This window comes from Sodaliphilus sp., from assembly GCF_045598405.1.
GTDB lineage: Bacteria > Bacteroidota > Bacteroidia > Bacteroidales > Muribaculaceae > Sodaliphilus > Sodaliphilus limicaballi.
In genome coordinates this window covers 1-23509 of record NZ_JAZLLZ010000140.1, presented here as the reverse complement: position 1 = coordinate 23509, position 23509 = coordinate 1, and the positions used below count along the sequence as shown (strand labels likewise).

The following is a 23509-nucleotide window of genomic DNA, read 5'->3' as shown; positions in this document are numbered from 1 at the left end:
TAGGAATAAACACCCGAGTTTGAGCTCCAAACTCGGGTGTTTCGTGCTTTATCGGGGTAATGAGTCTTGTGTGACAGGGAAAGTGAAGTAAGTGTTGGGATATGGTTGGTTCTTGAGGGTGAAGTGCCACCATTCGTCGGGGTAGTGCTTGAAACCGTGTCGTTCCATTGTGTCGTGGAGGAGTCGCCTATTGGCTTTCTTCTCGCGGGTGATGTGGCGGTATTTGTAGTGTGACACGTTGCCGAAGAAGTCAAACGTGCCGCCCATGTCAATTTCCTCGCCAGTGCTTGCATCGACCACAGTGAGGTCGAGGGTGCTGCCCTTGGTGTGGCCGCTCTTGCGGGCTATGTATTGGGGGAACAAAGTCTTTTTCACTCGTGTTAGGGGATAGAAATCGGCTCGGGTCGATGTGTCGGGGTCAGCTGTCCACCGCACGAAGTGGTCAACGGCACACTGTGGGCGGTAGGCATCATAGATTTTAAGCCTATATCCTTTTTCACGCAGGTCATTGGCCACGAGTTTTAGCGCTGCCGCTGCTTCGCGTGTGCACAGAGCAATGGGTTCGAGATACCCGTCCACACGGCTGCCCACAAAATTGTAGTTGGAATAGTAACGCAGTTCGATAATCGCGTCGGGAATAACGTCGGTGATCACGACAAAACCAGAGGGATCATCGGGCGACATTGACTTGGCGCCTATCTCGGTGTTGCCAGGAACACGTGTAGCAACAATCGTGGCGGCCTGATTGATTACTTCGTGCAGGTCGCTGCGGTCTTTTATGTCGCTTGCCGTTGCCAGCAAAGTTGCCAGCAAAGTTAAAGTTAGTACTAATTTTCTCATATATAATCTTTTGTTCTTTCTACAATACTATTCACCAATAACTTTTTTTGCGGAGTCCTCGCGCAGATTTCACTGATATCACGGATTTAATAATAACTGAAAGAAATTAAAATAATTAGAATAATTTCTTTTCCTGTTAAGTCAGAGCAATCTGTTGTTAATTTTTTGAGACTCGTGAGATCAGCGCGGGGGGATATTTCCCCAAATACCATAGCTGAATAATTATTCTTGCCACAAAGTTATGTTAAAAATTCGGTAAATGATGCAACTTGTGGAAAAATATTTGCAAACCTCGTCAACTGTGACTATCTTTATAGTCTAAATTACTGTTGTATGGCAAAAAACAAGGAAGAATATCGCTTTGAAAACGAAATGTTCATGGTGGCGCGTGCCGACATGGACGGTGTGAAATCGCTCGAAGGCGGCGTGCTCTATGAAGTGCTTGGCGAGGGTACAGGTCAGGGCACTGTGACTCCGCGCAGTGTGGTTACCTGCCACTACCGTGGCTCGCTCATCGACGGCAGTGTCTTTGACGACTCGTGGGAGCGCGGTTGTCCCGAGGCATTCCGTGTGAACGACTTGATCACTGGATTCACCACCGCGTTGTGCCACATGCACAAGGGCGACCACTGGATGGTATATATCCCGTGGCAGCAGGGCTATGGCAAGCGCAGCATCCCTGGTATTCCAGGTTGCTCGACTCTGGTTTTTGAAATTGAGCTCATAGGCATCTCATGAAACGGGTATTTATCACCGGTGGCGCTCACGGATTGGGGCAAGCCATGGTTGAGGCGTTTGCTGCCCAGGGCAATAAGGTTGCGTTCTGCGACATCAATGAGGCAGGAGGAGAGGACGTGGCAGCTGCAACAGGCACGCTGTTCATGCCCTGCGATGTGTGCGACAAGGATGCCTTGGAGCGTTGCCTGCAACGCCTAGCGGACGAATGGGGTGATATAGACGTGGTCATCAATAACGTGGGCGTGGGCAATTTCAAACCCATTACCGAGGTCACTGTCGAGGACTTTGACCGCGTGATTGCCACCAACTTGCGCTCGGCATTTATCACTTCGCGGTTTCTTGCCCGGCACCGCGAGAGTAACGGAAATACGGCCTACGGACGCATCGTCAACCTGTGTTCAAGCCGCTACCTGATGAGTGAGCCGGGCACCGAGGGCTATGCGGCGAGCAAGGGCGGAATCTATTCGCTCACTCATGCGCTGTCGATCTCGCTGGCACCTTACCGCATTACTGTCAACGCCATTGCACCTGGGTGGATACATGTCAACGAGGACGAAGTGCTGCGGCCCGAGGATCATGATTTTCACCCTAGCCGGCGTGTGGGCGAGCCGGGCGACATTGCCCGCATGGCGCTATTCCTGTGTGAGGAGAAAAACGACTTTGTCAACGGCCAAACTATCACTGTGGATGGCGGCGTGACGCGCAAAATGATTTATCCTGAATAGCAAATTTTATGATACACTTTGACTGTGATTATATGGCTGGCGCACACCCCGAGGTGCTTGACGCTATAGTGAAAAACAACTTGGTTCAGACTGCCGGATATGGCAGCGACAACTTCTGTGCTCGTGCGAAGGATCTCATTCGCGAGGCGTGTGGCACGCCCGAAGCCGCAGTTCACTTCATGGTGGGCGGCACGCAGACCAATTCCACCGTGCTCGACGGCATCCTGGGCCGTATCGACGGCGTGATTGCCGCCGAGACCGGGCATATCAATGTGCACGAGTCGGGTGCAGTGGAGCTGTTTAGCCACAAGGTGATAGCGTTGCCGAGCCACGATGGTAAACTTTGCCCTGCCGAGGTGCGTGGCTATCTGCACGACTTCTATGCCGATGACACCAACGAGCACATGGTGGCTCCCGGTGCGGTGTATATCTCATTCCCCACCGAACTGGGCACACTATACACGCTCGGCGAGCTTGAACAGCTTAGCACTGTGTGTCAAGAGTATAACATCCCGCTTTACATTGACGGAGCCCGCCTGGGTCATGGACTTGCTGCGTCGCCCGACGTGACCTTGCCCGACATCGCCCGCCTTGCCGATGTGTTCTACATAGGTGGTACCAAGATGGGTGCCCTCTTTGGCGAAGCGGTAGTGTGTACCCACAAGTCGCTGTTGCCACGCTTCTTCCCGCTGATGAAGGCACATGGTGCTGTGCTTGCCAAGGGACGACTGCTGGGAATGCAGTTTGAGGCATTATTTACTCGCAATTTATACCTGCGCATAGGGCATCATGCAGTGGGGCTTGCGCTGAGACTGCGCAAGGCACTGGAAAGCAAAGGGTTTAAGCCATTCATTGATTCGCCCACCAATCAGCAATTCTTTGTTTTGCCCAACGAAGTAATCGATAGAATTCAGGCACATGCAACCTTTGAATATTGGGGTCCGCGTGGAGAAAGTGAGTCGCGAGTGCGGTTTGTCACCTCGTGGGAAACCACCGAGCAGGACATCGCCACCCTAGAACAACTACTGTAAACAATGGAACCGATACTTAACGAACATAACAAGGCTGAGCATGCCCCCAGCCATACAGCCGAACACCTGCTAAACCAGACCATGGTGCGTATGTTCGGGTGTGAGCGTTCACGCAATGCCCACATAGAACGCAAGAAGAGTAAAATAAACTATAACCTGCCCGTGTGTCCCTCGCCCGAGCAGGTTGCCGAGGTAGAGGCAACAATGAACCGCCTCATTGCCGAGAATCTGCCGGTGACCTACGAGTATGTGACACGCGACACGATTCCCGAGGGCGTCGTGCTTGACAAACTTCCCGAGGGTGCGAGCGAGACACTTTGCATTGTGCGCATTGGCGATTACGATGTGTGCGCTTGCATCGGCACGCATGTGGAATCAACGAGCGAAATCGGGCACTTCAAGATTACCAGCACGAGCTATAACGAAGGAACGTTTCGCATAGTGTTTAAGGTAACTCCAATAACCTTGATTTAAACTCTGATAACCCAAAGACAAAATCTCCTAACCAAAGTGCACGAATTATTCCGTTGAAATCGCAGTTTTATATATGGACCTAATAACTAGCCAACATAAGTTAGAACACCTCATCAAGCAATGGGGTTTCATGCCTTTTTTCAAGAATGGCATTGAAGGTTTTTCGATACAAGAGCTCACGCCTCCAGAATTACTTTTCGGCGACGACTTTGAAAAAGGGCCGTGGCAGTGGAAGGGTCCCATCATTGCTAACTGGGAGAGTGCCTACGGGAAATTCTTCGGTAAAAAGGCGGGTTACATCAGCCTGGAGTGGTTGCCCGATTTTATGAATTGGCGTCGGTCGCAGTTGCCGTTGTCGGCATTTGACGATGATGCCCGTCGTATTCATGAGGTGCTTGTAGAAAATGAATCGATGTTGTCCAAGCGTCTCAAGGTAGAGAGCGGTTTCACCCTGAGCCGCCGCAAGAAGACATTTAACCCCGATGATCCCACTGCTCCTATCGTGAACAAGCGCAACGGCACTGCATTTGACTCGCTCATAGCGCAGTTGCAAATGGGCACACACGTGTGTATCGCCGACTTTGAGTACCAGGTGTCGCGCACAGGCGAGACCTATGGATGGGGCGTGGCTCGTTACTGCACGCCCGAGGCGATGTACCCCGACTTGTTTCCCATTGCCCGTCATGTAGAAGGTCGCACGCCCGAGGAATCTCGCCAGCGCATAATTGCCCATATCACCGAGCTTTTTCCAGCATCTGCGGTAAAGAAAATCGAAAAAATTATATGAAAAAAATACTAGAATCTATAAAAAACTGGCTTGGCAAATTATCATTTCGCACAGGAGTGATAGTGCTGCTGTGCTGCATACCATTTTACATCTTGTCGTTTGCTCAGATGGCTCTACCCCTCAGCGTAGAGACAAAAGGCGTGCTGTGGATAATCCTGTTCGGTCTAGCAAAGACGTTCCAATATAGCGGCATCACAATACTAGGCGTGGAAGGTGTGCGACGATTTAAGCGCATTTTCAAGCGCCGCAATACCAAAAAGCAAGAAAAGGATGCATCGTTGTGACCATCCTCTTCTTGCAATGTGTTTCTTTGTTTTTAGAGATAGTATTCAATCTTACGCTCCTCGATTGCATAAGTTGTTTGTTTTTCCTCTTTTGGGTTGCCTTGCTCGGTGTAGGTCACGTCACTAGTGCACATGCGTTTAGTCCAGCTGCCATGGCTGTCCACTTCAAGCACTTTGAAGGTGTTGCGGGTCTTGTAGGTCATACCCTCTCCTGTTTCCTGTCCTATCGATGAAACGAGGACACCATTCTCATAGGTGTAGGTGGTGTGTGACGAAACTTCATATCCATCAACCTTTTCACTGGCAACGGTACCATCGGTGTTATACGCGAAACTATTGATATAAGTAAAGTTAAGTTCAGCAATCATTCGCTCGGTCTGCTTGATTTGTCCCTGCTCGTTGCGAATGAACTTAGGTCCTTTTTCTTCCTTGGAAGATACATATCCCTTTGTCATAGATCCCTTCTCGTTGAAGAAGAACAGGAGTGACATGCCCTCGGAGGGGAGCGCTTGTCCATTCTCGTCGCATTCGCTCACGGTATATTCCATAGACTTTACATGCCCAGCCAGGTCTTGCATGGCAAGGTCTTGTGACAGATACTCAGGGGCCTTGTATTCTACTTCTTGAATAGAGGCTTCGGCCTTAGTCGTTTCGGTTGTTTGTTCTTGTTTTTGAGGTTTCTTGTTGCATGAAGCAAGAACCAGTGCTGAAAGAGCAATAATAAAAAATCGATTCATACTAGTGTTTAGTTTTGTTTACTGCAAATTTATATAAAAAATGCCAACTAAAAGGATAAATAATAAAAAAATATCAATGTAGATTTGCTTATGTCTGTATTTAGGTATATTTTTGTAGTTAAAATAGAACTAAAAATAAAGTATATGGAATTTAACATTGCAGAAAACGCCAGTGGTGTTTTGATTAAATTTGCTGGTCGCCTTGACACAATGTCGGCGCAGAATATTACAGAACAGGTGCAGTCTCAGGCTGATAGCCTGAGTGGAAGGTCTTTAAGTATTGATTGCAGCGAGTTGGAATACATCAGTTCATCAGGTATTCGCTTGTTCCTTTTCTTGCGAAAGGCAGCGGGAAGTGATGTGGCGTTGAAGGGAGTGCGCCCTGAGATACTTCAAATTCTCAAGGTGACCAAACTCGACACGATGTTCACATTCGAATAATCACAAATATCCCTCATGTCTTCCCTGATTTGTAAGTAAAAACTTATGAGAACAAAACTAACCCAATCACAACTAGGTATATACCTTGCGAGCCTCAACCAAACTGAGGATGAAAATTATAATATGGCAGGACTTTGGGAACTCCCTGCCGAGGTTGACCTTAACCGTCTGGCACGTGCTGTGGAGTCGGTCGTTGTGGCTCATCCTTATCTAAACAGTCGCATCGTTGCCAACGATAATGGCGATTTGTGCATGGAGGATTGCAATGAGCCCTTCACTTGCCCCATCATCGACATTGATGATATTGAAAAAGTGAAGCCCACCCTAAATCCATCGTTTGCACTGATGGGTCGTCGCCTGTATGACATACGCATTATGCGCGATAGTAAAGGCTCATATTTCTATTTGTTGTTTAATCACGTGCTTCTAGACGGTACAACATTTGCTGTTTTTGTTCACGAGGTGGGTCGTGCCTATGGAGGCGAGGAAATTCCTGTTGAGGAATTCAGTGGTCACGATGTTGCACTTGCCGAAGAGGTCCTGCGTGACAGCGATTTTGCTATCGAGGCTCGCGAGTGGTTTGCTCGCGAATATGACGGTGTGGAGCGTTCAGCCCAACTCATGGGCGACACAGCTGGCGACTCTCATTTTATTAAAGAATCGTTTGTGCTCAATATCGACCCCTTGGCTGTGCGCCAGGCGAGCCGTCGCTGCAAGGTGGGACGAGCAACCTTTTTCAACGCTGCGTTCTCGCTATTGCTGTCACGGCTGAGTGGCGAGACTCGCGCCGGATATGCCACCGTGTATGCCGGACGCGACGACAAGCGATGTGCCCGCACTTTTACCATGATGGTGCGCACATTGCCAGTTGCTGTCGATTGCTCAGCCTCACGCACTGTTGATGAGTTGCTCAAGGATTCTGATAGGCAGACCAATGAGTCACGCAAATACTCGGCAGCTTATTCATTTGGCGACTTTTCCAAGAATAATAACTTTGATGTATCGCTCAACTTTGCGTTTGAAGGAGTGGTAGTGGGTACGGCTACTGTGATGACCCTTGACGGAAAGGTGCTCGTGGGCGAAGATTTGCGCAAACACGAGGTGGGATTCCACCTCAACTTCGAGGTTGTGATACGTGAGGACAACAAGTATTACCTTGATGTTTCTTACAACACCGGTGAGTATAGCTATGAGTTCATTTCTCGTATTGCTCGCTGCTATGAGACAGTAATCAATGGGCTTGCCACCTGCACCGGCACGCTGGGCGAGATTCCTGTGATGAACGATGAGGATATCGCTGCTACCCGTGCACTGTCAACAGGCGAGAGCATGGAATATGACACCAGCAAAACGTTTGTCGATGTGTTCAAGCAGCGTGTTGCCGAGCACCCCGATGCCATCGCCGTGAGCGACCGCGATAGCACCATATCCTATGGCGACCTTGACCGTCGCAGTGACATTCTTGCAACTGTTCTGGCGGCCGAAGGCGTGCAGCCCGATGAGTTTGTGGCGTTGATGATGGATCGCTCAATAGAGTTCCCGCTGAGTGTGCTTGGCATCCACAAGACTGGCGCTGCTTATACTCCGCTCGACGTGGAATATCCCAACGAGCGACTCTCTTATATGCTTGAAAATTCACACGCTCGTGTGCTCGTGACCAAGCATGCCGTGCTCGAAGCCAAACTTGCTGAGGGTGGGCTCTCTACCGATGCTGTTAAGGTTATTTACCTCGATGATATCGACTGGAATGAAGTTGTAGCTCCTGTTGAATCAAAGGCTACTCCACAGTCACTTGCCTACATGATCTACACATCGGGCTCAACTGGCAAGCCTAAGGGCGTGATGCTGCATCAGGCTGGCTTGATGAACTTCACGTGGAGCATGATCAAGATCGAGAAACTCACTGCGCAAGACCGCACTGCGAGCCACCGGTCATTCTCATTTGATGCCCACATAGGCGACATTTATCCTATACTTGCGGCTGGCGGACAGTTGCACATCATGCCTAGCGAGATACGCAAGGACCTGCAGGCGATGGCCGAGTTTATCACCTCGCGCAAGGTTAACGGCACAGGAGGCACTACATCGCTCATGATGCTGCTCATCAACACATTCCCCAACCTGCCGCTGCGTTTCATCACTGCTGGCGGCGAGAAACTCTCGGGCGTGAGCAGCGACACGATGACCATCATCAACCTCTATGGTCCCACCGAGTGTACCAACGACTCAACCACCTTCACTATCAACCCTGGTGAGGTGTATGACAATATCCCCATAGGCCGTCCCATGCCCAATATGAGTTGCTACATCATGAGCACCGACGGGCACTTGCTCCCGCAGGGCGTTCCCGGCGAGCTCGTGGTGTCGGGCGTACAGGTGGGCCGCGGCTACTGGCAGTTGCCCGAGAAGACTGCCGAGGTGTTTGTGACCCGCGATGGCGAGCGTGTTTACCGCACTGGCGACCTCGCACGTTACAACGCACAGGGACAAATTGAATACCTGGGCCGCATCGACGGACAGGTGAAACTGCGCGGCTATCGCATTGAGCTTGGCGAGATTGACTCGGTGGCATCGGCTTGCGAGGGAATCCGCCAGGCTGCTTCACAGGTGCGCGAGGTGGGCGGACAGCGCCACCTGGTGCTCTACTACACCGTGGAAGAAGGCGCTACCGTAACCGACAGCACGCTGGCATCTCACATCGAGGCATCGAGCCTTGCCGAGTATATGCACCCAGAGATATACATGCACCTTGATGCAATGCCCACGTTGCCCAATGGCAAGATCAACCGCAAGGCGCTGCCCACACCCGAGGCAACCGCCGAGGCTGCAACAGAGGATAACAGCAACATCGAGCTCAACCCGCTGGAGACCGAAATCAAGGAAATCATCACTTCGGCACTCGGAACCGAGGCATTTGGCCTCACCACACCGCTCAACCGTGTGGGCATGACTTCGCTCACTGCAATCAAGGTGAGTGTGCTCGTTTACAAGCGCTACGGCGTGAGCCTCGATGCCAAGACTCTAGGCAAGGATGGCTCTATCCGCACTATTGCCAATGCTGTTGTAGATAATATTCTTAACGAAGGACGAAAGACGAAGGACGAAAGGACGAAAGACGAGGGACAAAAGACGAAAGACGAAGCCCCCCAAGGCGGCGTGGCTACGCTCAGCTATCCGCAACAAGGTGTCTATTTCGACATCATGAAAAATCCCGGCAGCGTGGCCTACAACATCCCCACCTGCTATGACCTGGGCACTGGGGTGACCGTCGATGATGTAGTCAAGGCGGCATCGCAGGTTGTGGAGGCTCATCCCATTCTCTCGGCACACTTCGAGGTGCAGGACGGTGAGACCGTCCAGGTTGTCCCCGCCGAGGTTAAGGCTGTGGTGGAGTCCGCAAGCGTGGCTAGCGACGAGGAGTTTGAGGCAATGAAGGCGGGCTACGTGCAGCCCTTCGACCTCGACAACGGGCCGCTCTACCGTCTCACGGCTGTTTCTACTCCTAGTGGCGTGAAGCTGCTTGCCGACTTCCTCCACCTGGTGATGGACGGTTCAAGTTTGGGCATCTTCAGCAATCAGCTCATCGCAGCCCTCAACGGTACCAATCCCGAGGGCGAGCAATATAATTATCTCAACTATGTTACCGACGAGAAGGCTGGTCGCGAGACCAAGGAGTTTGCCGAGTCGAAGGACTACTTCGCTCAGCGCATGGCCACAGTCGATGGCGCAAGTAGCATTCCCGAGGACGTGAAGAGCGGCGAGGGTGTGCAAGGCATGCTTGCAATGGCATCGACACCCGTCGATATCAAGGCTGCTACCGAGTTTGCCCGCACGCTGGGCATCACACCCGCGGCCTTGTTCCTCGCAGCAGCGGGCTACACCGTGAGCCGCTACTGCAACACCCCCGACGTGTGCATGGCCACCATTTCCAACGGCCGCAGCAACGTCAAGGTGAGCGATACCGTGGGCATGTTTGTCAACACGATTGCCCTCACCACCCATCTCACCGATGTCACCGTCAAAGACTACATCAAGGCATGCGCCGCCGAGTTTGAGAATGCTGTGGCTCACGAGAATTACCCGTTTGCCGAGCTTTCGGCTGCCTACGACTTGCACCCCGACGTGTTCTACCAGTACCAACTGGGCATGCACAGCGCGCTCGCTGTGGACGAGCATGCAGTGGAGATTACTCACTTTGGTAATCCCCAGCCCAAGTTCAAGATGATCGTGAGCATCGAGGAAGATGCTGCCGGCAACGCACGCATCGAGATGCAATATGACGACTCTTGCTACTCACGCGACCTTGCCCAGGGTCTTGCCGACTCGATGGCCACAGTGCTGGCTGGCTTCATGGCATCGCCCGAGTCTCCCGTGAAGAAAGTTTCGATGTTGAGCCCCGCACAGGCTGCCCTCATCGGCACCTTCCACGAGACCCAGCGTGCCGAGATACCCATCAAACTTTACCACAAGCTCTTCGAGAAATCTGTTGCCGACCACAGCGATTCGCTCGCTATGGCTGCCGTGGATGGAGAGTTTACCTACGACCAGCTCAACCGCCACATGAACCGCCTGGCCCATGCCCTCATCGAGCGCGGCATCAAGCGTGGCGACCGCGTGGCACTGCTGCTGCCGCGCACCAGCCGACTCATCATGTCGCAATATGGTGTGCTCAAGGCAGGCGCTGCCTATATCCCCTGCGACCCCAAGTATCCCACCGACCGCATCAATCACATCATTGACGACTCGGCGGCTCCGTTCATCATCACCACTGCCGACCGTCTTGATGAATTCCCCGGACGCGCTGTCGATGTGGAGGAACTGTTAAAGAATACCGACGAGACCAACCCCGACGTGCATGTGGAGCCCGATGACCTGGCTTACCTCATCTACACCTCGGGTTCGACCGGAACGCCCAAGGGTGTGCAGCTCATGCACAAGGGCGTGTGCAACTACCACTGCGACAAGAACCTCATTCAAGGCATTCTCAAGAACGAGTGCCATGCCGCACTGGGTATCACCACTATCTCGTTCGACATGTCGGTGTGGGAGACTGGTTCGCCCCTCATGCTGGGCAAGACCCTCGTGCTCGTGGGCGATGACGACTGCAACGACCCCAATGCGCTTGCTGCACTCATCGACAAGTATCATGTTGACTGCATGACAGCCACTACATCGCGCTTCATGCAGTTGCTCGAGAGCGAGGTCTTCTACGACGCGTTCAAGCGCAACATGCACATGGCATATCAGGGCGGCGAGGGGCTCTCGCTGGCACTGCTGCGCAAGTTGCAGGAGTTTGAAAGCCTGCGCATTGTCAACGGCTACGGCCCCACCGAGACCATTGCCAACAGCCACGCAAGCGAACTCACCGTGGGCGACATTCCCCACATAGGCAAGCCTTGCGTCAACTATACTAACTTCATCGTGGATAACGATGGCAACGAGCTGCCCGTGGGCGTGATAGGCGAGTTGCTCATTGGCGGTGCTTCGGTGGCCAAGGGCTATAACAACCTGCCCGAGCAGACCGCGGCACGATTTGTTGACGGTGTGTACCACTCCGGCGACTACGCTCGCTGGCTGCCCGACGGCAACGTGATGGTGCTGGGCCGCAAGGACAACCAGGTGAAACTGCGCGGCTTGCGCATCGAGCTGGGCGAGGTGGAGAGCACTATGGTCAAGGTCGAGGGCATCAAGAGTGCTGTTGTGCTCATCAAGAAACTCCAGGGCAAGGACCACTTGTGTGCTTACTTCACTGCCGACCGTGCAATCGACATCGCCGACCTGAAGGCCGAACTCAAGAAGACGCTCACCCTCTATATGATTCCCACCGCTTACCTGCAGGTTGATGAGTTCCCGCTCACGCCCAATGGCAAGACCAACGTCAAGGTGCTTCCTGAGCCTGTCATCGCTCAATCAACCGACCAAGTGGCAGCAGCCAACGAGACCGAGCAGCAGTTCTGCGACATCTTCGCTTCGATTCTGCAACTTGACAAGGTGGGCGCAACCGACGACTTCTTTGAACTGGGCGGCACATCGCTCGTGGTTATCAAGGTGGTCATCGAGGCAACTAAGCTTGGCTATCAAGTCGCATTCCAGGACGTGTTTGCCCACAGCACACCTCGCGCTCTTGCCGAGTTTGTGGGTGCAACGCCTGTTGCCAGCGAGGATGTGCAGCAGCCTGCCGACGAGATCGCATCGAGCGACGTATATGCCGATGTGCTCAAGGACAACACGATAGAGAACCTCATCAACGGCGAGCGTCAGGAGATAGGCGACGTGCTGCTCACCGGTGCCACCGGCTTCCTGGGCATACATGTGCTCTACCACTTGCTCAAAGAGTATGACGGCAAGATCTACTGCCCGCTACGTGGCAAGGATGGAGTGAGTGCGGCTGACCGCCTGCGCTCGATGCTCTACTACTACTTCGACGAGGCATTTGAGGAGGAAATGGATACCCGCCTGTTCATCGTGGAGACTAACATGATGAACCCCGACGCCGTGATGCAGCTGCCCTACAAGCACCTCACCGTGATCAACTGTCTTGCCAACGTGAAGCACTTCTCTACCGGCAACGACATCGAGGAGGTTAACGTCAACTCGGTTGAATACCTGGTGAAGTGGTGCCTTGCAAGCGATTCACGCCTCGTGCACGTCTCTACCGTGAGCGTGGCCGGCCACAGCATGAACGGGTTCCCCGACCCCAAGCGTCGCATGATTGAGCGCGAGCTCGACTACGGCCAGAGCCTTGACAACCAGTATGCCCGCTCGAAGTTCAACGCCGAGCGTCTCATCCTGGATGCCGTGTGCGACAATGGCCTCTCGGCCAAGATTATGCGCGTGGGCAACCTCTCGGCCCGCAACAGCGACGGTGAGTTCCAGATGAACTTCATGTCAAACAACTTCATGGCTACCCTGCGTGCCTACAAGACTCTGGGCGCATGTGCCTACGATATGTGTGACTTCACCTGTGAGTTCTCGCCCATCGACGAGGTAAGCCGTGCTATCCTGCTGCTCGCAACCACTCCGCGTGAGAACATCGTGTTCCATCCCACCAACAACCACACCCTGCCCATGGGCGACGTGCTGCGTGGCATGCACGTGATTGATGCTCCCATGAGATTTGTTGAGAAGGAGGAATTTGGCGCTATCATAGGCGAGGCTACACAAGACGAGGAGAAGACCTTGCGTCTGCGTCCGCTCATGGCCTACGCTGCAAGTGGCGGCAACAAGGTGGTCAACCTGGGATATGACAACACATTCACTACCCAAGTGCTCCGCCGCCTGGGCTTCTCGTGGGCTTACACGTCGTGGGACTACGTGGAGCGTTTCATCAAGGCCATCGCAGGGCTCGACTTCTTTGATTAAAGATTAAAGATTAGAGGGAAGAGTTGAGAGGGAAGAGTTGAGACGAGAGAGAAGAGGACCAGTCCTTCCCTCTCCAACCCTCAAACTCTCAAACTCTCAAACTCTCAAACTCTCACCTCTTATCTCTCATCTCTCAACTCTCATCTCTCAACTCTCAACTCTCAACTCTCAACTCTCAACTAAAAACATGATACGTAGTGCAAAACTAGTAAACAAGGCATTCAATGGCTTCTTGCTGGCCTCGGTGCTCACAGTGCTGGGCAGCCAGGCAGGTGCGCTCATCGATGCCCTCATGTTGAGTCACTTCATCGGTGCCGATGCCATGGCAGGCGTCAACATCACCAAGCCAGTGACGCAACTCATCTTTGCCCTCACGTGCATCGTGGCACAAGGCGGTTCCATGCTCACGGGCATGGCAATAGGCAACCAGGACAAGCGCCGCGCCAACGGCGTGTTCTCCACCTCGTTCGTCGTGTTGTTATTGATGGGCCTCGTGGGGTCTATGCTGCCGTTCGTCTGCGGCGACAGTCTGGTGCACCTGCTGTGCAGCGAGCCCACGCTCATGGTGCACACCAGCAATTACCTCAATGTGCAGCTCTATGGCGCATTGCCGCTCATATTGATGCTTGCCCTCATGATGTATGTGGCAGTGGACGGTGCTCCCAAGCTGGTGACCAAGGCGACCATCGCATCCGAGATTACCCATGTGGTGCTGGGCTTCATTTTCCTGAAATTCTGCGGATGGGGCGTTGTGGGGGCCGCCTGGGCAACCAACATTTCCTACACCGTGGCGGTTGTGCTCATGCTCTCTCACTTCCGCGAGAAGGAATCCCTCAAATTCTCGCTGGGCGGTTTCAGCCTGGCGAGCCTGGGCAAACTGCTGCTCATGGGATTGCCCATGGGAATCAGCACGTCGCTCATCGCTGTGCGCATGCTCGGGGCTAACCATGCTGCGATGACCTACATGGGTGCTCACGGCATGGAGGCGATGGCAGTGTGTGCTACCTTGCTCTCGTTCTCGATGATTATCATCTCGGGCACGATCAACTCCTACACTCCCGTGGCAACCGTGCTCAAAGGTTCGGACGACAACCGTGGCGTGGCACTCGTGTCGCGTCATGCAATGGCGTTCATGGCAATAGGCCTGGGCGTGTATGTTGCCCTCATGGTGGCGTTTCCCGGCACTTTTGCCAGCATCTTTGGCATCAACGACCCCGAGGCGATGAAGATAGCCCGCGTGGGCATAGCGATACATGCGTTCAACATCTTCATGCAGGGATTCTGCATCCTCATCCCCATGTATCAGATTTACTCGCACAAGACATTGTCGCTCATCGTGTCGGCAGGCCAGCCGCTGCTCCCCATGGCCATGTTCTGGCTGCTATGTGCTCACCCTTGCGACATTTCGCCCTGGTGGGGATTCCTCATCGGGCAGGTGATGGTGCTTCTCATCATTGCTCCTTATATCTTGTATAAGCGTTTCACCGACAAGTCGATGATGCCTTTCTTCCTTATTCCGCGCAAGAGTGCCGACCACCTCTTTGACGTGACAGTGCCTGCGCGTGTCGAGGAACTTGATGCCACAATGAAGGAAACCCAGCAATTCCTCTCGGGCGAGTGCGGTGCGACGCCCCAGGAGGCAGTAGCGATAACCGTGGTTATCGACGAGCTTGCACAGAACGCCATCAAGCATGGCACGGCATCGTGCATCGACCTGCGTGTGTCGGTCACTGGCAAGCAGGTGAAGGTGATGCTTCACGACGACGGTCGCCCATTCAACCCCACGCTGCAACCCGCGTCGGGCGACGATAAGGCAATAGGCCTCAAAATAATACAAGGCCTAGCCACCGACCTCACCTATACCCACACCTTCTCCCAAAACGTGATGTCCTACACCACAACCCTGTAAACCACGGGAAGGAAGATAATTTGAAGAAATATTACCAATGAGAGGCTGAAAGACGACACGCACAAAGCCTCTAAACGAAAAACTTCCCCGAGTTCCCCGAGAGGTCAGAGTTCCCCGAGAGTGAAAACTGAAAGAAATTATCCGAAATTATTCAAAATTTTTTATTTCTGTTCTTTCAGTCAAAGAGCCTCTAAACGAAAAACTTCCCCGAGTTCCCCGAGTTCCCCGAGAGGATTCTGTGAAAATATTGGGTGATTTTCATGATTTTTTATTACTTTTGCACAACAATACTATTTTTATTAACAACAATCAACTAAACCTATGAAGAAAAGTTTACATTTCTCGCTTGTCATGGCAATGGGCATGATGGCGATGAGCCCTGCAACTGCATGAGCAGAGGATGCATTCAGTGTAACAATTGGCGGCACAACCACAAACTATGAAGATGTTTCTGCCGCGTTTGAGGCTGCATCGGCTGGTACAGCAGCAACTCCTGCCACCGCCACTTCGTTCGGCGGTGGGGGTTATTCAGGTATTGTCCTGCCGGACAATAAATTAGCAATATTTATTATCAAATGCTAAAGTTGAGTAAGATTTTTCTGGTTGGTGGGGCAAGAAATAAATAGGGAGAGAAGGTGAAACATCCCTTTGGGGATGTGATATGGTAGGCAGCCATGCAGGCGTGCCATGGGTACGCCGAAATGGCTGTAAAGAAGTAGACAATAATGTCCCGTGCCTTTAGGTACGGAATAACGAATCACCAAAGAACTTGCTACCACAGCATTATACCAGCCATATCGTCCTGCATTTACAGACCTTTATGGCTGGCTACCGCAACGAAGGTGACGCAAAATACATTTTTGCGGGGTAACAATTCTTTTGCCCTTGCAGGGCGTGTTGATGTTATCACTTGTTTCCCAGGGCGTTGCCCTGGGCTAGTTGCAGCACTGCGCTTGCAGCGCGCCGCCATTTCCTGTGTTTTGACACACCCTCGGCTACAAAAACAAATCGTCTTCTGGCAAAATAATTTTGAAAATAATCTTGCCACAAATGGGGTAAAAAGTGCAATTCTGGCAAAATAATTTTGAAAATAATCTCGCCACAAATGGGGTAAAAAGTGTAATTCTGGCAAAATAATTTTAAGAAAATTAATGCTGTCCGGTTAAAGTTGCGAGAGTTGTACCAACTTCTCCAAACACTGTTAGTTACGACACTTTGGTATAACCGGGGCTTGGTATATAATAAAAAAAGAAAATGATTTTTTTAGTTTATATGGCTCACGCCAAGAACCGTGCTCAAGGGAGTGAGCAGCGGTAAGTGGGCAAAGCCCGTGCCGCGACCAGCGAGCCTCCCTTAAAATAGAGGACTCCGTCCTCAAAATGATAATACACTATCTGTGAGGTAATTCCATTTTGCTTGCAGAGCAAGCTATTTTCTAAGCGAAGCATAAAAATCAAAATAAAAATATTTTCTTTTTTATCGGACAACAATAATTTGTTTCTTAGTAATCAGTTACATACAACGTCTTCGGCGTAGCTCAGTGCTCTTGATGAGCAACCCCATGTAGGCACTGCATTGCAGTCCCAACATGGGGTTACTCAAATTTTTCATCTCCGACGAAAAAGCCGGCCTTTTTTTTGTCGTTACGGTTTAATAGGTGTCGTGCTTTGACTCGTTGTATTTGTCAAAGAGGTCGAGGCACTCTTTGCGGCCTAGTTCTTCCATCAAGTCGCCCAGCTTGTCGCGTCCACCGAAGATTTTGTCAAACTTGTCGTCGCGGAAGCCTATGCGGCCGTTGTCCTCGATGGTGCAGCCGTAGTAAATCTTGCTTATGTTGGCCCACATGCATGCGCACAGGCACATGTGGCACGGCTCGCCAGTGGTGTAGATGGTGCATCCGCTCAGGTCGAATGTGCCGAGGTTCTTGCCAGCGTCGCGTATTGCGCTCACTTCGCCATGTGCTGTGGCGTCGTTGTGGCTGAGCACGCAGTTGTGGCCGCGGCCCACAATTTTGCCGTCTTTAACTATGATAGATCCGAAAGGACCTCCGTCGTGGGCTTCGATGCCCTTTGTGGCCTCTTCAATGGCCAGCTTCATGTAATCAATATGTTCCATTGTTTCTTTTTGGGGTTTATTGTTGCAGCATGAGCCGCAAGAAATTATAATGAGTGATAGGAGTGCAACTCCTGTTAAGTTAAGATATTTCATTAATATTATTTATTTAGCATGTCGTGGAAGGCTCCTGACGCTGCACCGATGTAGAAGAACACACCTATCGACGAGTGGTCGGGGTTGTCGTCAAGTTTGCCCATGGCACCTGCCGCCAAGCCCCACACGGTTGACATTTTCTTTTTCACTTCATAGGGGTCGGTGAAGACAACCTTATTGTCGAACGTCATGTTTTTCTGTACTTCCTCCATGTTGCAGTAGGGCACCACGAGGTCGCCATCAAGGTGCATGAACAGCACGGGATGCTGCGGAGTCCAGCCCTTAGTCACGTCGTTGAACTCAAGAGCTCGCATCAGGCATTTGTACTCTTTGCTCTCAGTGTTGAGTTCGATTTTTCCTGTCTCGGCATTCTTCTTGATCATCTTGTCGCTCATCATCTGGTCGATGGTGAATATTCCGTGTCCGGCAGCCTTGCGGTTTAGCTGCTCGGTGGTGATAGACTTGCTGTTGAGGTCTTCGATGATGCCAGTGGCAAGGAATTCAGGGGTAAAATAGTCCTCGACATTCACGGTGCGCATGCATCCGCTGTTGTAGGCGTCCTTGGCGGCCTGCACGATGAGCGGAAGCACGCAGGGATAAGCCAGGTTGCGGTATTTCTCTTCCTGCATGTTAGCCCATGTGACATACTGGTTGACGGTGGCGATGGGCGAGTAGGGGCCGTCGCCGCAATACACCTCGCGCAGGTTGATGCGCTTGAGTTTGTCTTCGCTCACTTGTCCGCTCTCGAGGTAGCGCAAAGTGGAAAGAGCCACGCTGCCGCCCTGTGAATAGCCCATGAGGTCGGTGTAGAATTTATTTGCAAGTTCCCATTTGCCATCCACGACGTCGCCCGACTGGATTAGGTCAAGGGCTGCGATGTAGCCGTCAACGACATTGCGTGCGGTGACGCCCTGCACCAGATAGGGGTGCTGGCGGTAGGCGCTCAGTCCGTAACCGCAATAGTCAGGGCACACCACTATCGCATAGTTAGAGCAGAACATCTTGATGTCGCCGTCCAGGGGCATTGCACCCGTGGGTGCCTCGGCCGACGAGGTGACAGTGGGATGGCATCCCAGCACACCGTAGTCAATCGTATAGCCTACGGCATAATTCCACAAGCCCTTGATGGCCTCGACTAGTATAGTTCCTATTCCTATGTTTGGTATGAAGTTGCCCAATCCCATTATCGCGCTATAATTGAACTGGAAAGGACTGGGACGGTACATTATCGATGAGAGGCGCACGGGGTTGTTCTTGCCGTCAACACTCATATAGGTATAAGGAACCGAAAGGCAGAAGGTTACTTGCGGAATGGCTACCGACTTGCGCTTGACACGCTTCATGCCCTGCTCGTTCAGCTCCATTTTCTCCATGCTGATGTTTTGTATCTCAATCTTTTTGTCGCTGGTCGCTGCCTTCTCGTTCATGATGGCTTGACCCATCTGCTCAAAGTATCGTTTAGCCACGGGGTCGGCAATGAACTCCAGCAGGTTGATGCTGTAGCGGGTGCTGTCCTCGCTGATGGTAATGCCTGGCGGCAACTTGCCGTCACAATGAGCGACAAACTCCCTGGTGAGGCTATCCATCTTTTCCTCATGGGTGGTGGCAGCCATTGCGTGGCTTGCCCACAGGGTGAGGCATATTATTGCAAAAAATATCTTTTTCATAGTCGTTCTGATTTTTTACTTTTGGATAATTTTCTTTCCGTCCTTGATGTAGATGCCACCCTGCTCGGGGTTGAACACGCGGCGGCCGCTCAGGTCGTAGAGACGTGACTGCTTGCCGTCGGCATTGATGCCGTTGATGACTGTGGGAGTATCATAGTCCACGATAGCGGGCAGAGCCTCGGGATCCACGTCCATGGGGCTAATGTAAGCCCGGTTAGCAGGAATGATGTCCTCGTCCTTGAGGCCTGCTACACCTGCATAGGGGAAGAAGCCTACGGTTTTCTCCACCTTGCTCAGCACATACACATCACCCAGGTCGGCGATGGGGGTATCTACATCCACGCCCTTGAGCACATTGTTCTCGTAGGCCTCGGTGCAAGCACTGGGGTTGGTCACCATCTGCATGTCGAGAGTCATGCCGGGCTCATACTTGATGAGCACGCCCTGACCCTGGTTGACGATGTTGTCGCTGATGTGGTCGAGTTTGAGCAATGCATGGCCGTCGTTGTCGTAGGTCTGGCTTATGGTATAGACCTCGGCATTCTCGACGCTGAAGCTGCTCTCGCTGCTGTAGAATGTTGCATATCCCATGAGGTCGGGCAACGGTGTCACCAGTGCATTATCGGGCATCAGAGGCTCGCCGGTGCCATTGTCGGTGAAGTGCAGCTTGCTGTATGCGCTGGCTTTAAGTGCAACCGAGAGGGCAGGCAGCAAGTAATCGCCGTTAACCTTCTTGAGGCAGCCATTGTCCACAACATAGTAGTTGCCCATGCTGGGGTTGATCACCTCGTCCTTGTCGCTTGCATAGCAAGGCACTCTTGATAATTCAGTGCCATTGTGGCTAAAATAAACATTTACCTGGCGATTCTTGAACTGATCCATTGTAGCCTGGATGATGTCATCCTTGTATTCTGACTTAATTAAGAATGGGACATTTGTGCCAAAGTTGGTATTGCTGTCGATGTTATATTTCACATCGGCGTTATAGGTGAGTTCTCCATCATGCACGGTGGTGATGAATGTATTTTTTGCCATGAAGCTGTAAACAGTTGCTTCGGGACCAAAATAGTAAGTATCCACGTCAAATGGCAGGTAAACAGTAAAGTACTTGCCAGCATCATGCTCGTTGCGCGCGTAGGCGTGGTCATACCAGTCGTTTGTCATCGCTTCGCTCGACGGAACATAGTCGTTGGCTATGTGCGTGTTGCGCTTTTGGAATCCGCTCCAGGGCAGGCAAGTGAATTCTACCTGCTGGTAAGGAGTGTCATACAGGTTGTTGAGTGTTGCATTCTCAAGTGTGCCTTTGGGGAACGCAATAGCACTTGACTCGTCCTTGGGGTCTTCCTTGAAGAATACATTGACGTTTTGGATGCCTACAGTCGGGTTGTTCCTTAGGTAAAATGCATAATCATCCAGAGTGAGCTTACCAATCACGGTGATATCACTTAATTTGTAGCAATCTGAAAAAGATTGTGTCTCGAAGTGAGCATCGCCTTGCACATACAGTTCTTGAATGCCACATGTGTAAAATGCCTCGGATTTCACAGTGATGTTGGCTGGCAGTGTGACAGTCTTGAGATTGTGATAGTTGGTAAACGACAAAGATTTGATTTCAGAAACACAAGGACCCACTTGAAGAAGTTCCATTGCTTTGGTGTCATCTACTCGTCCGCCGGGGATATTCTCAATATCTTCAATGGGGCGTCCCATATACAGAGAGCGGACCTTGAAGTTGGCACATGAGTTTCCCAGTGTGATGGGCTCCTTGGAGTCGGTTAGGATGAATGATTGAATCTCCTTGGTCTCGTTGAAGCACTCATTGGGAATTTCTTTCACTTTCTTGCCTATGCTCAACGCCTGGAGCTTGTTGCTGTGCTGGAACAGGAAGTTGCCCAGGTGATAGACGTTGTCGTCGATAACAACATTGGTAAAGTAGCTGTCATAGAAAGGAGAACCCTTCAACTTGCCTTCGTTGGTCCAATAGATATCTCGGCCCAAGTACAGGCTTGTGAGGTTTTCGCAAGAGGTGAAGGTGTTGCACCTGTCGTCCTCCATGTCGCACCACACGATTCCTTCACCGGGGCTGAACGACAGGGTGGTAGCGTTGTCGCAGTCATGGAACGCCTTGTAGCCGAGTCTCTTGAGTGTGCCGGGAAGTGAGATGTTCTTGATTTTAGTTTCTTGGAACGCCTGTTTGCCTATTGTTTCGAGTGTGGGGCTGAATGTTACATTCTCAAGGCTGAAGCAGTCAAAGAACGCACCCTTTTCGATGGTCTTGAGAGACGTGTTAGAGAAGTCGATATCTGATTGCAGATGGTCACAGTCCTCAAACGCGCTCTCCCTGACAGTAGTGAGGCGAGTTGCCTCTTTAAAGCTTACTGTGGTGAGATAAGCATTAGCAGCAGCTCCATATCCGCGGTACATCTTTTCGGTCACGTAGGTGGCAAATGGGCCGTAGTACACTTCTTGAAGCCTGTCGCATATTCCCCAACCGGTGCCGGCTTCGGTGTATTCGGTGTACTTGCTCGCCTTGAGGTCGCGGCTGATGTAAGCAGCCGAGGCGTCCGACATGCCCTCGCTGCAATAGAAGGTGACTTCGGTGCCTAGGCTTTGCTCGTCGCCATAGAAGTAGTATTTCTCTACATTATCACAGTCGTTGAAGAGCTGGTTCTCGCCATCTGACCCGCTGTCGTAGTTGCCAACAACGGTCACGCGGGGACCAAACTCAATATATTTCAGCTTGTTTCGGGTCTCAAAAGGCTCGTCTTCATTTTTGTTCCATGACAGATTGCGGCCTATATACACCTTAAAGAGAGGGCAATTCTCAAACAACTGCTCGTCAATAAAGGTGTATTCGTTGTATCCTAAATCTAATACTTCGGTACCGTCAAGGAAGTAAAGCAGTTCAAGGTTAGTGCAGTTTTTGAACGCATCGTTGTCGATTCTTATAACAGTGCTGGGAACTTCAAGATATCCAACATTCTTGCCGCTTGGCATTCCTGAGATAGTAATCACTGAGTAAGTGTTGCCATTCCATTCTACATTGGCAGGTACTTTAACAGATGCTAAACTGGAGCTTACATCGGCTACTGCAGCAATGTTGCCATAGTCGGGGACATCGGTTACCAGCGTATAGGTGATACCGTCAATGGTAGCATTGTTGACACTTATAGCATCAGGCTTTACCTTTGCCTTTGCCATCATTGCATTACTGATGCTGTCAACTCGTTCCTTGGCAACCTCTTTCGCCTCTACTCTCATAGCCACTTCGGTGTCATTGAGAAGGGTGTTTTCAACAATGTTGGCACCCTCCACGAGGTTTCCGGCAAGAGACTGCGTGCCAGTAGCATGGCAGCCTTTGACAATGGCTGTGTGCTGGTTCCATCCCACGAGGCCAGCGCACTCCTCGGTGCCGGTTATCTGGCCAGAGAAAGAACTGTTGTTAATGGTGGCAGTACCCATGCTGTAGCCCACGAGTCCGCCAGCCTTGCTTGCGCCAGCGGCATTGATGACAACGTCGCTGTTGCAGTTCTCGATGGTGGGGCTCACTGCATGAGCGATGAGCGAACCGGCATACTCGCCCGTAGCGGTGAGATTACCGGTGAGGTTCACATTGCTGATAACACTGCCGGGCTCGGTGTGCTCAAACAGTGGCACATTGGTAATAGTCATGGTGTGACCTTGACCATCAAACTTGCCACGGAAGAAGTGCTCGCGCTCGCCCTCGCCCAGACTGCGCGTCACAACAACACCATCGGCAGTAACGCGCGCCGAGGCATAGCAGTCGCCGGTGTTGACAAGGTTGCAAAATTCCTCGTAATCGGCTGTTGACCCAATCAGGTAATAGCCGTCGGCGTCTCGCTCAATAGCTGCCGCTGGAATCGTCAGAGCCATCAAGCCAAAACCGAGAAGTAATTTCTTGATTTTGTTCATATCAGTTAGTTCGTTGGTTTATAAACATAATATTTCCCACTATATTCCGTGCCTCGACGGGAGAACGGGATATACACGACAAAGTTACAAATAAAATCGGAGAAATTACCCCTTATCACGCAGTTTTTTAGTCAACGATGTTCTACCACGGTTCCAGCAACCCTCCGCGCAGAGATTCCGGATGGCACAAAGATTCTTTCTAGTTGCCTATGTTTTACTCAACTTCAGCATGTGGGTTCAGCATAATATTCCTTGATGAAATACAGATACTTATGTTTGGATCTTACAAAAATGCAAACCGATACGTTCTCATACAAAGAGCATCCTTGTAGGAAATTTTCCTGTGGAGATGATTGTACATCAAATAAGACAG

At 51.5% G+C, this 23509-nt stretch carries 15 protein-coding genes; 9 read left to right on the top strand and 6 right to left on the bottom strand.

Translation table 11 applies throughout. The features are described 5' to 3' along the window. Positions 1–48 precede the first annotated feature (48 nt). Positions 49–840, bottom strand: a complete 792-nt coding sequence (locus ACKI3C_RS09920) for a M15 family metallopeptidase (protein WP_407404566.1) — start codon at positions 838–840, stop codon at positions 49–51. Between the two features lie 333 nt (positions 841–1173). Between ACKI3C_RS09920 and ACKI3C_RS09915 the strand changes: the two genes are divergently transcribed. The 6 genes from ACKI3C_RS09915 (at position 1174) to ACKI3C_RS09890 (ending at position 4879) form a co-directional block, all read left to right on the top strand. Continuing rightward, a complete protein-coding gene (locus ACKI3C_RS09915) occupies positions 1174–1578 on the top strand; it encodes an FKBP-type peptidyl-prolyl cis-trans isomerase (protein ID WP_407404564.1) in 405 nt (134 codons plus the stop codon). Then, positions 1575–2303, top strand: coding sequence for an SDR family NAD(P)-dependent oxidoreductase (locus tag ACKI3C_RS09910; RefSeq protein WP_407404562.1), 729 nt, complete (start codon positions 1575–1577; stop codon positions 2301–2303). The genes ACKI3C_RS09915 and ACKI3C_RS09910 overlap by 4 nt, the downstream gene beginning before the upstream one ends. An 8-nt stretch (positions 2304–2311) precedes the next feature. Further along, positions 2312–3334: a threonine aldolase family protein gene (locus ACKI3C_RS09905; RefSeq protein ID WP_407404560.1), complete on the top strand. Its 1023-nt coding sequence runs from the start codon at positions 2312–2314 to the stop codon at positions 3332–3334. Between the two features lie 3 nt (positions 3335–3337). Continuing rightward, the gene (locus ACKI3C_RS09900) at positions 3338–3808 is read left to right on the top strand and encodes a hypothetical protein (RefSeq protein ID WP_407404558.1); all 471 of its coding nucleotides are present in this window, start codon (positions 3338–3340) and stop codon (positions 3806–3808) included. Positions 3809–3881: 73 nt separating this feature from the next. Next, on the top strand, positions 3882–4595 hold the full coding sequence (locus ACKI3C_RS09895; RefSeq protein ID WP_407404556.1) for a hypothetical protein: 714 nt from the start codon (positions 3882–3884) through the stop codon (positions 4593–4595). Next, positions 4592–4879, top strand: coding sequence for a hypothetical protein (locus ACKI3C_RS09890; protein ID WP_407404554.1), 288 nt, complete (start codon positions 4592–4594; stop codon positions 4877–4879). The genes ACKI3C_RS09895 and ACKI3C_RS09890 overlap by 4 nt, the downstream gene beginning before the upstream one ends. 32 nt (positions 4880–4911) lie before the next feature. On the opposite strand, the gene ACKI3C_RS09885 is transcribed toward ACKI3C_RS09890, so the two are convergent. Continuing rightward, positions 4912–5616 carry a hypothetical protein gene (locus ACKI3C_RS09885; protein ID WP_407404552.1) on the bottom strand — a complete coding sequence of 235 codons (705 nt, stop codon included), beginning with the start codon at positions 5614–5616 and terminating at the stop codon, positions 4912–4914. 144 nt (positions 5617–5760) lie between these two features. Between ACKI3C_RS09885 and ACKI3C_RS09880 the strand changes: the two genes are divergently transcribed. The 3 genes from ACKI3C_RS09880 to ACKI3C_RS09870 all read left to right on the top strand — a co-directional run bounded on the left by ACKI3C_RS09880 (position 5761) and on the right by ACKI3C_RS09870 (position 15328). Continuing rightward, entirely contained in the window at positions 5761–6057 is a 297-nt protein-coding gene (locus ACKI3C_RS09880) for an STAS domain-containing protein (RefSeq protein ID WP_407404550.1), read from the top strand. 45 nt (positions 6058–6102) lie between these two features. Continuing rightward, a complete protein-coding gene (locus ACKI3C_RS09875) occupies positions 6103–13419 on the top strand; it encodes an amino acid adenylation domain-containing protein (RefSeq protein ID WP_407404548.1) in 7317 nt (2438 codons plus the stop codon). Between the two features lie 187 nt (positions 13420–13606). Beyond that, on the top strand, positions 13607–15328 hold the full coding sequence (locus ACKI3C_RS09870) for an MATE family efflux transporter (RefSeq protein ID WP_407404546.1): 1722 nt from the start codon (positions 13607–13609) through the stop codon (positions 15326–15328). An 808-nt stretch (positions 15329–16136) separates the two neighbouring features. Here ACKI3C_RS09870 and ACKI3C_RS09865 read toward each other — a convergent pair. The 4 genes from ACKI3C_RS09865 to ACKI3C_RS09850 all read right to left on the bottom strand — a co-directional run bounded on the left by ACKI3C_RS09865 (position 16137) and on the right by ACKI3C_RS09850 (position 23136). Then, complete coding sequence (locus tag ACKI3C_RS09865; RefSeq protein ID WP_407404544.1) at positions 16137–16460, bottom strand: hypothetical protein; 324 nt, start codon at positions 16458–16460, stop codon at positions 16137–16139. A 518-nt stretch (positions 16461–16978) separates the two neighbouring features. Next, positions 16979–17443, bottom strand: a complete 465-nt coding sequence (locus tag ACKI3C_RS09860) for a nucleoside deaminase (protein ID WP_407404542.1) — start codon at positions 17441–17443, stop codon at positions 16979–16981. 98 nt (positions 17444–17541) lie between these two features. Continuing rightward, a complete protein-coding gene (locus ACKI3C_RS09855) occupies positions 17542–19203 on the bottom strand; it encodes a hypothetical protein (protein WP_407404540.1) in 1662 nt (553 codons plus the stop codon). A gap of 15 nt (positions 19204–19218) precedes the next feature. Further along, positions 19219–23136 carry a leucine-rich repeat protein gene (locus ACKI3C_RS09850; protein WP_407404538.1) on the bottom strand — a complete coding sequence of 1306 codons (3918 nt, stop codon included), beginning with the start codon at positions 23134–23136 and terminating at the stop codon, positions 19219–19221. Positions 23137–23509 lie beyond the last annotated feature (373 nt).